Annotated in this window: 11 protein-coding genes and 1 rRNA gene; 11 read left to right on the top strand and 1 reads right to left on the bottom strand. The window is 46.4% G+C overall.

Annotated features, from left to right (window positions below; genetic code table 11):
• The first annotated feature begins 6 nt into the window (after positions 1 to 6).
• The 8 genes from murD to lpxC all read left to right on the top strand — a co-directional run bounded on the left by murD (position 7) and on the right by lpxC (position 9,598).
• A complete protein-coding gene (murD, locus tag FS373_RS28585; RefSeq protein ID WP_144048412.1) occupies positions 7 to 1,356 on the top strand; it encodes a UDP-N-acetylmuramoyl-L-alanine--D-glutamate ligase in 1,350 nt (449 codons plus the stop codon).
• Positions 1,349 to 2,563 carry a cell division protein FtsW gene (ftsW, locus tag FS373_RS28580; protein WP_144048411.1) on the top strand — a complete coding sequence of 405 codons (1,215 nt, stop codon included), beginning with the start codon at positions 1,349 to 1,351 and terminating at the stop codon, positions 2,561 to 2,563. The genes murD and ftsW overlap by 8 nt, the downstream gene beginning before the upstream one ends.
• Positions 2,563 to 3,660, top strand: a complete 1,098-nt coding sequence (gene murG, locus FS373_RS28575) for an undecaprenyldiphospho-muramoylpentapeptide beta-N-acetylglucosaminyltransferase (protein ID WP_144048410.1) — start codon at positions 2,563 to 2,565, stop codon at positions 3,658 to 3,660. The genes ftsW and murG overlap by 1 nt, the downstream gene beginning before the upstream one ends.
• A gap of 1 nt (position 3,661) precedes the next feature.
• Positions 3,662 to 5,131, top strand: a complete 1,470-nt coding sequence (gene murC / locus FS373_RS28570) for a UDP-N-acetylmuramate--L-alanine ligase (RefSeq protein WP_144048409.1) — start codon at positions 3,662 to 3,664, stop codon at positions 5,129 to 5,131.
• 131 nt (positions 5,132 to 5,262) lie between these two features.
• A complete protein-coding gene (locus FS373_RS28565; protein WP_144048408.1) occupies positions 5,263 to 6,030 on the top strand; it encodes a cell division protein FtsQ/DivIB in 768 nt (255 codons plus the stop codon).
• Positions 6,030 to 7,265, top strand: coding sequence for a cell division protein FtsA (gene ftsA, locus FS373_RS28560; RefSeq protein WP_144048407.1), 1,236 nt, complete (start codon positions 6,030 to 6,032; stop codon positions 7,263 to 7,265). Before FS373_RS28565 ends, ftsA begins: the two co-directional genes overlap by 1 nt.
• A 74-nt stretch (positions 7,266 to 7,339) precedes the next feature.
• On the top strand, positions 7,340 to 8,512 hold the full coding sequence (gene ftsZ / locus FS373_RS28555) for a cell division protein FtsZ (RefSeq protein ID WP_144048406.1): 1,173 nt from the start codon (positions 7,340 to 7,342) through the stop codon (positions 8,510 to 8,512).
• Between the two features lie 165 nt (positions 8,513 to 8,677).
• Positions 8,678 to 9,598, top strand: coding sequence for a UDP-3-O-acyl-N-acetylglucosamine deacetylase (gene lpxC / locus FS373_RS28550; RefSeq protein ID WP_144048405.1), 921 nt, complete (start codon positions 8,678 to 8,680; stop codon positions 9,596 to 9,598).
• A gap of 7 nt (positions 9,599 to 9,605) precedes the next feature.
• Here the strand turns inward: lpxC and FS373_RS28545 are convergent, their stop codons facing one another.
• On the bottom strand, positions 9,606 to 10,058 hold the full coding sequence (locus FS373_RS28545) for a DUF721 domain-containing protein (RefSeq protein ID WP_144048404.1): 453 nt from the start codon (positions 10,056 to 10,058) through the stop codon (positions 9,606 to 9,608).
• Between the two features lie 27 nt (positions 10,059 to 10,085).
• Here FS373_RS28545 and FS373_RS28540 point away from each other — a divergent pair, with 27 nt between their 5' ends.
• The 3 genes from FS373_RS28540 to FS373_RS28530 all read left to right on the top strand — a co-directional run.
• A complete protein-coding gene (locus FS373_RS28540; RefSeq protein WP_144048403.1) occupies positions 10,086 to 10,985 on the top strand; it encodes a M23 family metallopeptidase in 900 nt (299 codons plus the stop codon).
• A 60-nt stretch (positions 10,986 to 11,045) separates the two neighbouring features.
• The gene (gene secA, locus FS373_RS28535) at positions 11,046 to 13,769 is read left to right on the top strand and encodes a preprotein translocase subunit SecA (RefSeq protein ID WP_144048402.1); all 2,724 of its coding nucleotides are present in this window, start codon (positions 11,046 to 11,048) and stop codon (positions 13,767 to 13,769) included.
• A 740-nt stretch (positions 13,770 to 14,509) separates the two neighbouring features.
• A 16S ribosomal RNA gene (locus tag FS373_RS28530) occupies positions 14,510 to 14,625 on the top strand; the annotation flags it as partial.

Below are 14,625 nucleotides of genomic sequence, written 5' to 3'. Positions count from 1 at the left end.
TTGACTATGGAACTGCACAATTCGCACTTAGTTTTAGGATTGGGAGCCACTGGGCTCTCGGTTGTGCGCTATTTGTGCCAGCAGGGGATCACACCTCTAGTCATGGACACTCGTGAGGAACCTCCAGGGGCCAAGCAGCTAGCGCTCGAATTTCCTGAGGTGAACTTAATTACCGGAGGCTTCGATTGCCGCTATCTGGTGCAGGCCAGTCAAATAGTGATTAGTCCAGGCATAGCCATAGATACGCCTGAGATCCGTGCAGCAATAGACATGGATATCGAGGTTATCGGTGATGTCGAGTTGTTCGCACGAGCAGTTAAAGATAGAAGCCCATGCGTCATAGGGATCACAGGCTCGAATGGTAAGTCAACGGTCACAACATTAATGGGCGAGATGGCTAAAGCCGCCGGCCTTAATTATGCACTGGGTGGCAACATAGGGATCCCGGTTCTGAACCTATTACAGAGTCCAATCGATCTTTATATACTCGAGTTGTCCAGTTTTCAACTAGAGACAACTCATAGCCTGAATTGCATTGCGGCGACTTGCTTAAATATCAGTGAAGACCATATGGATCGTTATAGAGATCTAGAGGCTTACAGGCAAGCTAAGTTGTCCCTCTACGATCAGAGTAAGAGAGCCTTGTTTAATCGTGAAGACTCCCTGACTCAACCCAATGACCCAATGAACCAAAACAGCTTCGGTTTAACGTCGCCAGTAAACGACGAATGGGGCGTTAAGGATGGCAAGATAGTCCATGGGACAACCGAGATTGTCTCATTACATGATGTTGCGATCGTCGGCAGTCATAATCATGCCAATTTAATTGCCGCCATGGCTCTGGCTTATCATGCCGGTATAGAAAAAGAATCCATGATAGAAGTGGCTAAACACTTTACTGGCCTAGCTCACCGATGTGAGCTAGTGGCAAATATAAACGCAGTCTCTTACGTCAATGATTCAAAGGCGACGAATGTCGGTGCTACGGTTGCCGCGTTGCAAGGCTTGAGTGAGCATTTAGGTGACATCATTCTGATTGCCGGTGGCGATGGCAAGGGGGCCGACTTTAGCCCATTGGAAGCTGTATTAGATAAGGTTACTCACCTCATTACCTTGGGTAAAGATGGCGATGAAATTGCGGCACTAAAAGATAATTCCAAGCGAGTCGACTCGATGGCCGATGCCGTCAAGCAAGCTGCTGGTTTGGCAACGGCTGGCGACATTGTCTTATTGTCTCCGGCTTGCGCGAGTCTGGACATGTATAAGAATTTTATGGCTAGAGGCGATGATTTTCGTGAACAGGTACAGGCGTTAAGCGCCAAAAACTTAGATCCTGAGGCTGTCACGGATGCCTAGCCAAGAGAGGCAACTTAACTTGTTTGGCTCGTCTGTTACATGGCGTTGGCTCAACTTGTTTAAAGACAATGAGGCTCCAGGCACACAGCTGTATGATCGTGCCTTGCTGTTCTCTATCCTCGCATTGATAAGTTTTGGTTTTGTCATGGTGATGTCGGCCTCTATGCCTGAGGCGCAGAGCCTGACCGGTAATCCTTTTCACTTTGTGATCAGGCATATTGTTTATCTTATTGGCTGCGTGGTTATTTCCGCCGTGGTGCTGCAGATAGAGATGAGTCACTGGCAGAAGTTTAGTCCCATGTTACTGCTTATCGTAGGAATCATGTTGGTTGCGGTTTTGCTGGTAGGGACCACAGTGAATGGGGCAAAACGTTGGTTAACGATCGGGCCGATTAGAATACAGGTAGCTGAGCTGGCCAAGTTTGCATTCGCTATCTATATGTCTGGCTACCTTGTGAGGCGCCATGAAGAGATTAGAGAAAATGCCAAGGGCTTCTACAAGCCTATTGCCGTGTTTGCGGTATATGCGGTGCTTATCCTGTTGCAGCCGGATTTGGGTACGGTCGTAGTCCTGTTTGTGGGCACCGTTGGCTTGCTATTTTTGGCTGGAGCTCGACTGTTTGATTTCTTCGCCCTGATTTTGACCGGAGTGTTGGCGTTTGTGGCCTTGGTATTATTGGAGCCATATCGAATGCGCCGGGTGACATCTTTCTTAGACCCCTGGCAAGACCCGTTTGGCAGCGGTTATCAGTTAACTCAGTCTTTGATGGCCTATGGCCGTGGCGACTGGTTTGGGCAGGGCCTGGGGAATAGCATTCAAAAGCTCGAGTATCTGCCAGAAGCACATACCGACTTTATTTTTGCTGTGATAGGTGAAGAGTTGGGTTTTGTGGGCATTATTGTAGTCCTGTCTGTGTTGCTCTTTGTGGCGTTAAGAGCGATTAGGTTAGGTAATTTATGTATCGCGATAGATAAAGCCTTCGAAGGTTATCTCGCCTATTCCATCGGGATCTGGATCTGTTTTCAGACGGTTGTGAATGTGGGAGCGAGTATCGGCATGTTACCGACCAAGGGCTTGACCTTGCCATTTATCAGTTATGGGGGCAGTAGCCTCTGGGTTATGACAGCCGCAGCCATGATACTCATTCGCATCGATCATGAGCGGCGTTTGAGTTGTATCCAGGCAGTACAAGGAAAAATTAATTAATGACAAATGTCTCCGCAGATAAACGTATCTTAATCATGGCCGGTGGTACAGGTGGCCATGTGTTTCCTGCGTTAGCGGTCGCCAAATTCCTAAGCCAAAAAGGCTGGAAGGTAAGGTGGCTGGGTACGGCCGAGCGCATGGAAGCTCGTCTAGTGCCTCAGCATGGCTTCGATATTGATTTTATCGATATCAAGGGTGTCAGAGGCAACGGACTAGTGCGTAAGTTAGCCGCGCCATTTAAGGTGATGCGCTCTGTGATGCAAGCGAGGGAAGTGATACGAGAGTTTAAGCCGGATGTAGTCTTAGGCATGGGTGGTTTTGCCAGTGGGCCAGGAGGGATTGCAGCGAGACTGATGGGAATACCTCTGGTGTTACATGAGCAAAATGCCATCCCCGGGATGACTAACAAGTTGCTGTCTCGTTTTGCAAGCAAGGTTTTATGTGCCTTCGAAGATACCTTTGAGCAGGTATCGGCTCAGGTCGTCGGTAATCCGATACGTAAAGAGTTGGTCGAATTAGGCCTATCCGCAGAAGAAGACTGCGTCGAAGATGCATTAAAAGTATTAGTCGTTGGCGGGAGTTTAGGGGCGAAAGTATTTAATGATCTTATGCCCGGAGTGACTGACGCTGTGAGTAAGACTCACTCCATTACTGTCTGGCACCAAGTGGGTAAAGGCAATCTGGTATCGGTAAAAGGTGAGTACCAGCATCTAGGTCAAGACGGAAGCGTCATCGTCGCCGAATTTATTGACGACATGGAAGCTGCATATCGTTGGGCTGATGTCGTGTTATGCCGGGCTGGAGCCTTGACGGTATCAGAGTTAGCCGCCGTCGGTTTACCCAGCATACTAGTGCCTTACCCGCACGCGGTCGACGATCATCAAACAAAAAATGCTCGAGTGTTGGTGAATGCCGGGGGCGCATTTTTACTGCCTCAGACCATTCTGGATGCCGACAAATTAATTAATAAGTTACAGATATTAGCCTCCGACAGAGCCGAGCTTTGTCATATGGGCGAAAAAGCTAAAGATGTTGCTGTTATTGACGCCACCGAAAAAGTGGCTGAGGTTTGCATCGAGTTGGCACAGAAGGATTGAGATGAGTAAGAGTAAAGAGAAATATTCACAGTTAAGAAGCATCATTCCTGAGATGAGACGAGTTAAGCATATCTATTTCGTCGGTATCGGTGGTGCAGGCATGGGTGGAATAGCCGAAGTGCTGGTCAATGAAGGCTACCGCCTATCCGGTTCTGATATTGCCGAGAATCCTGTCACTGACAGGCTGAGAGCTTTAGGCGCTCAAATTTATATCGGTCATCAAGCAGAGCAAGTTCATGATGCAGATGTTGTGGTGGTATCGACCGCCATCGATGCAGAAAACCCTGAGCTAATCGCGGCGAGAAAGTTGAGAATACCCGTTGTTCAGCGTGCAGAGATGTTGGCTGAGTTGATGCGCTACCGTCACGGGGTTGCCGTTGCTGGCACCCACGGTAAGACCACGACAACTAGCTTGATTGCCAGTGTCTATGCTCAAGCCGATCGAGATCCCACTTTCGTTATCGGTGGTCTGCTTAATAGTGCAGGAACCAATGCGAGGTTAGGCCATAGTCGTTACCTTATTGCCGAGGCTGATGAGAGTGATGCGAGCTTCTTGCACCTGCAGCCCATGGTTAGTGTGGTGACAAACATTGAAGCCGATCATATGGACACCTATGGTGGAGACTTTGAGAAATTAAAATCCACCTTCATAGATTTCCTGCACAACTTGCCATTTTATGGTGTCGCAGTGATGTGTATCGATGATCCGGTTATCCGTGAACTGCTGCCTAAAGTAGGCCGGAAAATTGTCACCTACGGTTTTCATGAAGATGCAGATATTCAGGCATTAAACTTTGTTCAGCAAGGTTATCGCAGCCACTTCACACTCAGACGAGATGGTCTGACAGACATAGAAGCGATGGTAAATTTACCTGGTGAGCACAATGTACTCAACGCACTGGCGGCGATAGCAGTGGCTACCGAAGATGAGATAGAAGATGAGGCAATTGTGCGTGCCTTGGCTGAGTTTCAAGGTATAGGGAGACGCTTTCAGCAACTGGGAACTTTTGCTACTAGCAAAGGTGAGGTGATGTTAGTCGATGATTATGGTCACCACCCTAGTGAAGTCGCTGCAACCATCAAGGCGGCAAGGCTGGGTTGGCCAGATAAACGTCTTGTCATGATCTACCAGCCACATAGATATAGCCGCACTCGAGACCTTTATGATGATTTTGTCGAGGTGCTATCTCAAGTCGATAGCTTAATCTTGCTCGATGTGTATGCCGCAGGCGAAGCCCCTGTACCGGGAGCCGATAGTCGGGCATTATGTCGCTCCATTCGCCTGCGCGGGCAGCTGGAGCCAATTTTTGTTGCCGGAGCAGAGCAGCTGCTTAGCTTATTACCGGATATTCTACAAGGCGGTGACTTGTTGCTGACTCAGGGGGCTGGCAATATCGGCGCCTTATCAAAGTTGATTGCTCAAACAAACTTAGGTTTTGATACTGCGAGTTTAGATGCAGGAGAAGTGTGATTATTTACTGTATATCATTGAAGGTGATAGAGGTTTTGACCCTGAGCATAAGGTCTATATAATGACCGGTTTTCCGTGGCGTACTGATGAAAGGCATTCACACCGAAAGAAAGAGAGAAGGTGGGGTGCTCGTGTCTTGGGGTGAGGTTGGTAGCCGTTGGAAGGCTAAGCTGTTGCAGATGGATTGGTACCTTTGTTTTGGGCTGATATTTCTTTTCCTTGTCCTCATAGGTTTATCTATGGCTGCTTGGAAGTTGAATTTGATACTCAATGATGCGGACGCCCTGCCTATTGAAGCCGTTGCCATTAAAGGGGATCGAACGCATACCTCAGACGAGGAGATACAGACGGCCCTGCAGGACTTGATGCAAAGAAGCTTTTTTTCTGCCGATGTGAATCAAGTTCAGGAAGCATTAGAGGCATTGCCCTGGGTTTATCAAGCGTCAGTGAGACGTGAATGGCCTGCTAAATTGAAAATCTATTTAGTCGAGCAAGATGTGGTCGCCCATTGGAATGGTGATGCCTGGCTTAACAATCTTGGGGAAGTGTTCGATGCTCCTCAAAAAGAGGATATTGGTCCCTTACCAAGATTGGCCGGTCCTGAAGATCAGTCTAAGATCGTGTTGACCACGTATCGGCAAGTGAGTGAGTTACTGAACATTAATGGCTTTGACTTAGAGGGATTAAGTTTGAGTCCTAGACATGCGTGGCATGGTGTCCTAGGCAGTGGAATCATGCTAGAGCTAGGTAGAGAAGATAAAATGGCCAGGATACAAAGGTTTATAAACGTGTATCCGACGCTGATTAAGCAAGATAAAGACGTTGCTAAGGTAGATTTGCGCTACGACACCGGATTAGCCGTGGGTTGGGTTAACGCACAGAAGAGAGCCAGTAAATAATGACCAAGAATCAAGATAGAAACCTGATCGTTGGATTAGACATAGGAACGTCAAAAGTTGCTGTGATTATAGGTGAAGTGCTGCCCGATGGTGAGATAAGTGTCGTCGGTTTGGGGACCCACCAATCCAGAGGCATGGATAAAGGTGGTGTGAATGACCTTGATTCAATTGTACGCAGCGTCCAGCGAGCCTTAGATCAGGCTGAACTGATGGCAGATTGTCAGGTCTCGTCTGTCTACTTGGGCATCTCTGGTAAGCATATCGCATGTCAAAATGAAAATGGCATGGTGTCAATCAATGATGAAGAAGTCACCCAAGACGATGTCGATAACGTTATCCATACGGCTCGTTCGGTGAAGATACCGACAGAGCGTCGTATTTTACATGTGTTACCGCAAGAGTACGCCATCGATGTCCAGGATGGGATTAAAAGCCCTATTGGCATGTCCGGTATGCGCATGGAAGCTAAAGTTCATATCGTCACATGTGCCAATGATATGGCGAAAAATATAACTAAGAGTGTCGAGCGTTGTGGTCTTAAAGTCGATGATCTCGTGTTCTCGGCGATTGCTTCAGCCGACTCGGTATTGACCAATGATGAAAAAGATCTCGGGGTCTGCCTGGTCGATATCGGCGGTGGCACAACCGATATCACGGTATATACCAATGGTGCATTGAGGCATTGTGCGGTTATACCAGTTGCGGGGAATCAGGTGACTAATGATATCGCCAAGATTTTCCGTACGCCTCTGGCCCATGCAGAGCTGATAAAGGTTCAATACGCTAGCGCTCGAAGCGCAATGGTAAGTCGTGAAGACAGTATAGAGGTCCCATCTGTAGGGGGGCGTCCGTCTCGAACAATGTCGAGACACACCTTGGCTGAAGTGGTTGAGCCTAGATATCAAGAGTTGTTTGAGTTGGTGTTGAAAGAATTACGTGATTCTGGTCTAGAGGACCAGGTCGCTGCTGGTATCGTTCTCACTGGTGGAACATCTTCCATCGAGGGGGCAGTGGATGTGGCTGAGGCTACATTCGGTATGCCGGTAAGAGTAGCAAACCCACTACCTGTGAAGGGCTTATTCGAATATGTTGATCAGCCCATATATTCGACAGGTATTGGCTTGTTACACTATGGAGCAAGAAGGTTGTTTGAACGTCAGTTTGAGCGTCCTGAGCGACAAGGGGTAACCAGCATTTGGAATCGGGTTCAAAGTTGGTTTAAAGGTGAATTTTAATACCAGGTTAGTACATTAACTTAGTGTTTGATTTGGTATTTCATATATAACGCAGGCAAAACGGAGAGAAGACCATGTTTGAGATCATGGACAGTCATACAGATGAAGCGGTGATCAAGGTCATCGGTGTCGGTGGCGGTGGCGGAAACGCAGTAGAGCATATGGTTAAGCATAACATCGAAGGTGTTGAGTTTGTTGCTACTAACACAGATGCGCAAGCACTGAGAAAGTCGTCTGCTGGTACAACTATTCAATTAGGACGCGATGTCACTAAGGGTTTAGGCGCCGGAGCTAATCCAGAAATAGGTCGTTTGGCGGCAGAAGAAGACAGAGAAAATATCAGAAATGCTCTTAAGGGCTGTGACATGATTTTCATTGCTGCGGGTATGGGCGGTGGAACGGGAACAGGAGCCGCACCAGTAGTCGCAGAAATAGCCAAAGAAGAAGGGATCTTAACGGTTGCTGTCGTGACCAAGCCGTTTCCTTTCGAAGGTAAGAAGCGTATGGCTTATGCTGAACAAGGCATCGAAGAGCTGGCTAAGCATGTGGATTCACTGATCACAATTCCTAACGAAAAGTTGCTTAAGGTCTTGGGGCGCGGCACATCACTGTTAGATGCGTTTGCTGCGGCTAACAATGTACTTCTTGGTGCCGTTCAAGGCATTGCCGAGCTTATCACGCGTCCGGGTTTGATTAACGTCGATTTTGCCGATGTGAAGACTGTGATGTCTGAGATGGGCAACGCCATGATGGGTACTGGTGTCGCCAGTGGTGAAGACCGAGCCGAGGAGGCCGCCGAAGCTGCTGTAGCCAGTCCATTGTTGGAAGATATCGATCTGGCTGGAGCCCGTGGTGTATTGGTTAACATCACAGCGGGTATGGATATGAGCATAGAGGAATTTGAGACCGTGGGTAACCATGTCAAAGCTTATGCTTCTGATAACGCTACCGTAGTCGTCGGTGCGGTTATTGATCCAGAAATGAGTGATGAGCTACGTGTTACTGTAGTTGCTACTGGTATAGGCTCAGAGAAGAAGGCTGATATCCAATTAGTGACTAAACCTGCTCCTCGTCCTGAGTCCGTCGTGACTCCCGAAGTACGTACAGAGCCGCAAGGTGACGAATTGGTCCAGCCTATGGTTAGCGGCAATGTAGTTCCTGTGGCGCAGACTGCAGCAGCCCCAGCATTAAGGAATGAAACTGATTACTTAGATATTCCCGCTTTCTTACGTAAACAGGCTGATTAAGCTATTCGTGTAGGCTGGTATTAATTAAATTTTGCTGCATGTTCTACAGGTGATTTTTGGTTAATCTACAAAGGTATGCTAGCATATTCGACCAGCCACGCCTGAATCTAGTGATTCAGGGGGATAGGTTGAGTGCTTTTTTTGTTGATATATACAGGTAAGACTATGATTTTTCAAAGAACTGTTAGAGAAATGGTAAAAACTACCGGCGTCGGATTGCATTCCGGCAATAAGGTGACTTTGAGCATCAAGCCTGCACCAGTTAATTCGGGTATCGTACTAGTGCGCACAGACTTGGAGCCTGCAGTTTCTATCCCTGCTAAGGCGGAACTTGTCCGTGAAACCACTATGTGTACGGCACTAGTGAATGACGATGGCATTCGTATATCAACGATCGAGCACCTATTTGCAGCGCTTGCGGGACTCGGTATCGATAATGCGATTATTGAAGTCGATGCGCCTGAGATACCTATTATGGATGGCAGTGCAAGTCCATTTGTTTTCTTATTACAATCAGTAGGAATTCAAGAGCAAACCGCGCCAAAGAAATATTTAAGAATCAAGAAAAATATACGCGTTGAAGACGGTGATAAATGGGTAGAGTTAAAACCTTATAAAGGCTTCAAAGTAGATTTTACTATCGACTTTGATCACCCGGAAATTGCGCGTAGTAAGCAGCATATGGTGATGGATTTCTCATCTTCAGCCTTTATTCGTGATATCAGTAGGGCGAGAACTTTTGGGTTCATGCGTGATATTGAGTATTTACGTGCTAATAATTTAGCGTTAGGCGGCAGTATGGAGAATGCCGTTGTGCTTGATGAATATAAAGTTCTCAACCCCGATGGCCTGCGTTATGAGGACGAGTTTGTTAAGCACAAAATTTTAGATGCATTTGGTGATTTGTATGTTGCAGGCTATGCCATCGTCGGTGAGTTCTGCGCATACAAGACCGGGCATGCGCTAAATAATCAATTGGTACGTGCTCTATTGGCTCAACAGGATGCCTGGGAGTTAGTCAGCTTTGAAAAAGAAGACGAAGCTCCAGTGAGTTTTTCGGTTCCTAGCGGTGCAGTATTTGCCTGATAGTGAACTAAGATTGTCTTGAACGACTGGCTAAAGCAGCCAGTCGTTTTAGTTTTATCCCTAAAGATCCTTCCGTATGTTCAGCTAGTGCCTCTATGTGTTCTGCAGCTGCTTTAGTGATTTTGTTGTTATTTGTTTTGGGTTTTGTTGCATACAAAAACAGACTCGGGTTGACTTTAACTTCGATAGCGGACAGCATGGGTAACGTTTCGGCTTGAAGCTGTTGCAAAATCTTGGCTTTTTGGAAGTTTATTCTTGCAGCCCATGCAGCAGTTGTCGTTTCGATAACTAGAACACCCTGACGGAGATTGGCAACCTTGAGCTGCTGTGACACTGGACCAGTCAGCACTTGTTTTACGTGATTATCCAAGTGCAACAGAAGTTCTGCTTTTTCAGCTATCTCAGGGAATTTCCCTTGCTGATGCAGTAATTGGCTTAGGTCTCTAGGGGGCTTTTTCATATGATAATAAAATGGCTTAATTAGGCTATGAGTGTAACAGTTTTTATTCAAGGTCGAAACGGCGCCACAAGATGGCAGCCTGGTAAACGTTGGCTATTATTGCCCGTTCTGTTGCTCGCAGCCGGAACTGGTTTGTATCAGCACAACGCCAAACAAATTCAGCAACAGCAGACTAATATCGATAATGAACGTGTTGCTCGTGAAGAGCAGAAAAAAGAACTTATCGAGCTTAAAGGGGCGACTGAATCACAACTAGCCATGCTGGTAACTCATGTTGCCCGTATGCAAGCTAAGGTGACACGTCTCGAAGCACTTGGTCTGCAAATCGCTAAGAACAATCAATTAGAAGATCAGTTTGATTTCTCTTCCGAAGTCGGTGTCGGGGGCCTGAGTGATTTGGGTGCCAACATCGAACTCGATCAACTTATTCTGGATATGGATAAGTTAGTGTCACGAATAGATAATAATAATGCTCAACTTTCAATACTTGAAACTGTCTCATCTAATCTCCATATAGATGAAGAGCGTTATATATCTGGGCGTCCCATCCGTAAAGGTTGGTTATCGTCGCCCTACGGTTTACGAAATGACCCTTTTAGTGGGCGCAGAACGATACATAAAGGTATCGACTTCGCTGGCAAAGAGGGCACCAAGGTGGTTGCAACTGCAGCAGGAGTGATCACTTGGGCAGGAAAAATGTTTGGGTATGGTGAGTTGGTAGAAATAGACCATGGTAATGGTCTGCGAACTCGCTATGGACATAATAAATCTCTGTCAGTAACTGTGGGTGATGTCGTCGCCAAAGGCGAAGGTATTGCGCTTATGGGGAGTACTGGTCGTTCGACTGGACCTCATGTGCATTACGAAGTGTTGCGGGGTGGGCAACAGATAGATCCACAGAAGTTTGTCTACCGCAAAGCAAGTTAACTTAATAATCGGCTTCCAGACTCGACAGGGACTAGGCCAATAACATAAAAAGTGGTTCAGATGTTTGGTAAAATACTGACAAAATTATTTGGTAGTCGCAACGATCGTACACTTAAGTCTCTTAGCAAGGTTGTTACTGAGATTAATGCTCTCGAAGAAGATTATGAAAAGTTAACTGATGATGAGTTAAAGGGGAAAACCTCGACTTTTCGTGAACGTTTAGATACGGGGGAATCATTAGATGATGTTTTGCCAGAAGCGTTCGCCGTTGTTCGTGAAGCATCTAAGCGCGTATTCGATATGCGCCACTTCGATGTACAGATGCTCGGCGGCATGGTTCTAGATAGTAATCGTATTGCTGAGATGCGTACCGGTGAAGGTAAAACCTTGACGGCGACACTACCTGCTTATTTGAATGGATTAACTGGTAAAGGCGTACATGTCATTACGGTTAACGATTATCTCGCACGTCGTGATGCCGAAAATAACCGTCCACTTTTTGAGTTTTTAGGCTTAACCGTTGGCATCAACGTAGCAGGCTTAGGCCAGCAAGAGAAGAAAGATGCATATCACTCAGACATTACTTATGGAACCAACAATGAGTTTGGTTTCGACTATCTGCGTGACAACATGGCATTTTCACCTCAAGAGCGTGTTCAACGCCCACTTCACTATGCCCTGATTGATGAAGTCGATTCGATTCTTATCGATGAAGCGAGAACGCCACTGATCATCTCTGGCGCGGCCGAAGATAGTTCGGCTCTCTATACTAAGATCAACACCCTAATTCCACTGCTAGTCCGCCAGGATAAAGAAGATACGGAAGAGGTGATCGGCGATGGAGATTATTCTATCGACGAGAAAGCGAAACAAGTACACATGACCGAACGTGGTCAGGAGAAAGTTGAAGTTCTGCTTACCGAGCGAGGCATGTTAGCCGAAGGCGATTCCCTCTATTCGGCAGCTAACATTTCATTAGTGCATCATGTTAATGCTGCGCTTCGTGCTCATACACTCTTCGAGAGAGATGTCGACTATATCGTTCAGGACAATGAAGTCGTTATTGTCGATGAGCATACTGGGCGTACTATGCCGGGTCGACGCTGGTCGGAAGGCCTTCATCAGGCTGTTGAAGCCAAAGAAGGCGTCAATATTCAGAATGAAAACCAGACGCTGGCTTCAATCACTTTCCAGAACTTCTTCCGTCAGTATGAAAAGCTTGCGGGTATGACGGGTACCGCCGATACCGAAGCGTTCGAGTTTCAGCATATTTATAGTCTAGATACTGTTGTGATTCCGACCAATAGACCTATGGTGCGAAAAGACAATGCTGATTTGGTTTATCTAACGCCGGATGAGAAATATGCTGCAATAGTCGAAGATATTCAGGGTTGCCGCGAACGTGGTCAGCCTGTTCTTGTGGGTACCGTCTCAATCGAACAATCTGAACTTCTGGCTCGTCTGATGCAGAAAGAGAAGATTCCCCATGAAGTCTTGAATGCCAAGTTTCATGAGCGTGAAGCCGATATTGTTGCTCAAGCAGGAAGGACGGGAGCCGTTACCATCGCCACTAATATGGCGGGTCGTGGTACAGATATCGTCCTTGGCGGTAACTGGGCGATGGAGATCGAGGCGATTGAGAACCCAACTTCTGAACAGAAAGCTAAAATCAAGGCCGATTGGCAAATTCGCCATGACGAAGTCGTTGATGCCGGTGGATTGCATATCTTAGGTACCGAGCGTCATGAGTCACGTCGTATCGATAATCAGCTGCGTGGACGTTCGGGTCGACAAGGTGATGCAGGTTCTTCGCGTTTTTATCTTTCAATGGAAGATAGCTTAATGCGTATCTTTGCTTCCGAGCGTGTTTCTTCGATGATGAAGAAACTTGGCATGGAGCAAGGTGAAGCAATTGAACATCCTTGGGTATCACGCGCTATCGAGAATGCCCAACGCAAAGTAGAAGCTAGAAACTTCGATATCCGTAAGCAGTTACTCGAATTTGATGATGTAGCCAATGACCAACGTCAGGTCGTTTACGCCCAGCGTAATGAGTTAATGGACGCCGAAGATATTCAAGATACTATCGTTAACATTCAAGCCGACGTAGTTAATGGCTTAATCGATATGTATGTTCCACCTCAGTCACTAGAAGAATTGTGGGATGTGCCAGGCCTTGAAAAACGTTTGGAGCAGGAATACGCTATTAAAATGCCAGTACAAGACTGGTTAGATAAGGAAGATGATCTTCACGAAGAAACACTACGTGAGAGAATAGTAGATACCTGGGTGAAAGCTTATCAAGCAAAAGAAGAGACGGTAGGTGCACAGGTTCTGCGTCAGTTTGAAAAAGCTGTCATGCTACAAACTTTAGATGGGCTTTGGAAAGAGCACTTAGCTGCGATGGATCATCTGCGTCAAGGTATCCATCTTCGTGGTTATGCGCAGAAAAACCCTAAGCAGGAATATAAGCGTGAATCTTTTGAGATGTTCCAAGAGATGTTGGAGTCATTGAAGCATGACGTTATCAGCGTTATGTCAAAGGTACAGGTACAGGCACAGTCAGATGTCGAAGAGATGGAAGAACGCCGACGTCAAGAAGAAGCTAAGATCAGCCGAAATTATCAGCATGCTGCTGCAGAAGCGTTAGTGGGGGCTGAAGAAGCTCAAAATTTAGCTGAACATATTCCGACTGTACGTGAAGGTGCTAAAGTAGGTCGTAACGATCCTTGTCCATGTGGTTCTGGCCGTAAGTATAAGCAGTGTCACGGTAAGCTTACCTAGGTTAGTTAGTCTGGAAAGCAGAATGAATCTAAAGCCACTCATCTGAGTGGCTTTTTTATATTAAGCTTACTAGCAGGTTTTAAAGCATATCAAAGAATATCGCCGACTTAATGAGCTAGAATGCACATTCTGTGGATAAATCTGGGGGTAAGCGGTGGTTTAATTGTGACTATCAGAAAAGATCGTTTTTATTTATAAAACTGCTTGCGATCATTCTCATACTCCCTATAATGCGCATCCACTGACACGGCAAACCAGTCCTACTAAACATTACGTTAAGTAAGACGCAGTTGAGTCAGGGCAACAAGTTAGCTTAGTTTTAGAATAGTTTTTAAGTTGTGTTAAACGCTTAAAAATCTTTTTAAAAAAAGCACTTGACGTCAACCTAGGAAAGCGTAGAATACGCCTCCTCAAGCCAGCGACCTAGCGTCTAACGGCGGTGCTACCAAGCACCAAGCTCTTTAACAATTTATCAAGTAATCTGTGTGGGCACTCACAGGTGTTGAGTTATTCGAAGCCATCTTACTTTGTAAGTGGCAACAAATTTTCTCAATGAACTACTGAGTGACCATAGCAACTTTGCTTTCTACTTTCTTACTCTCACGAGCAAGCAAAGTAAATTCAAAGAAGCAAAATATGTAAGCTTCATTGACATTCTCTTTATAGAGGGTGGTTAATGAAAAACAGTATAATTCGTTGAGCCGATGTCATTGCCGAAAGGTAATGCATCAAAAAAACTTTAATTGAAGAGTTTGATCATGGCTCAGATTGAACGCTGGCGGCAGGCCTAACACATGCAAGTCGAGCGGAAACAGGAAGTAGCTTGCTACTTTGCTGTCGAGCGGCGGACGGGTGA

This window comes from Shewanella sp. YLB-07 (assembly GCF_009377275.1).
Note: the sequence above shows the minus strand (reverse complement) of the source record. Positions and strands in the feature narration are given on the sequence as shown.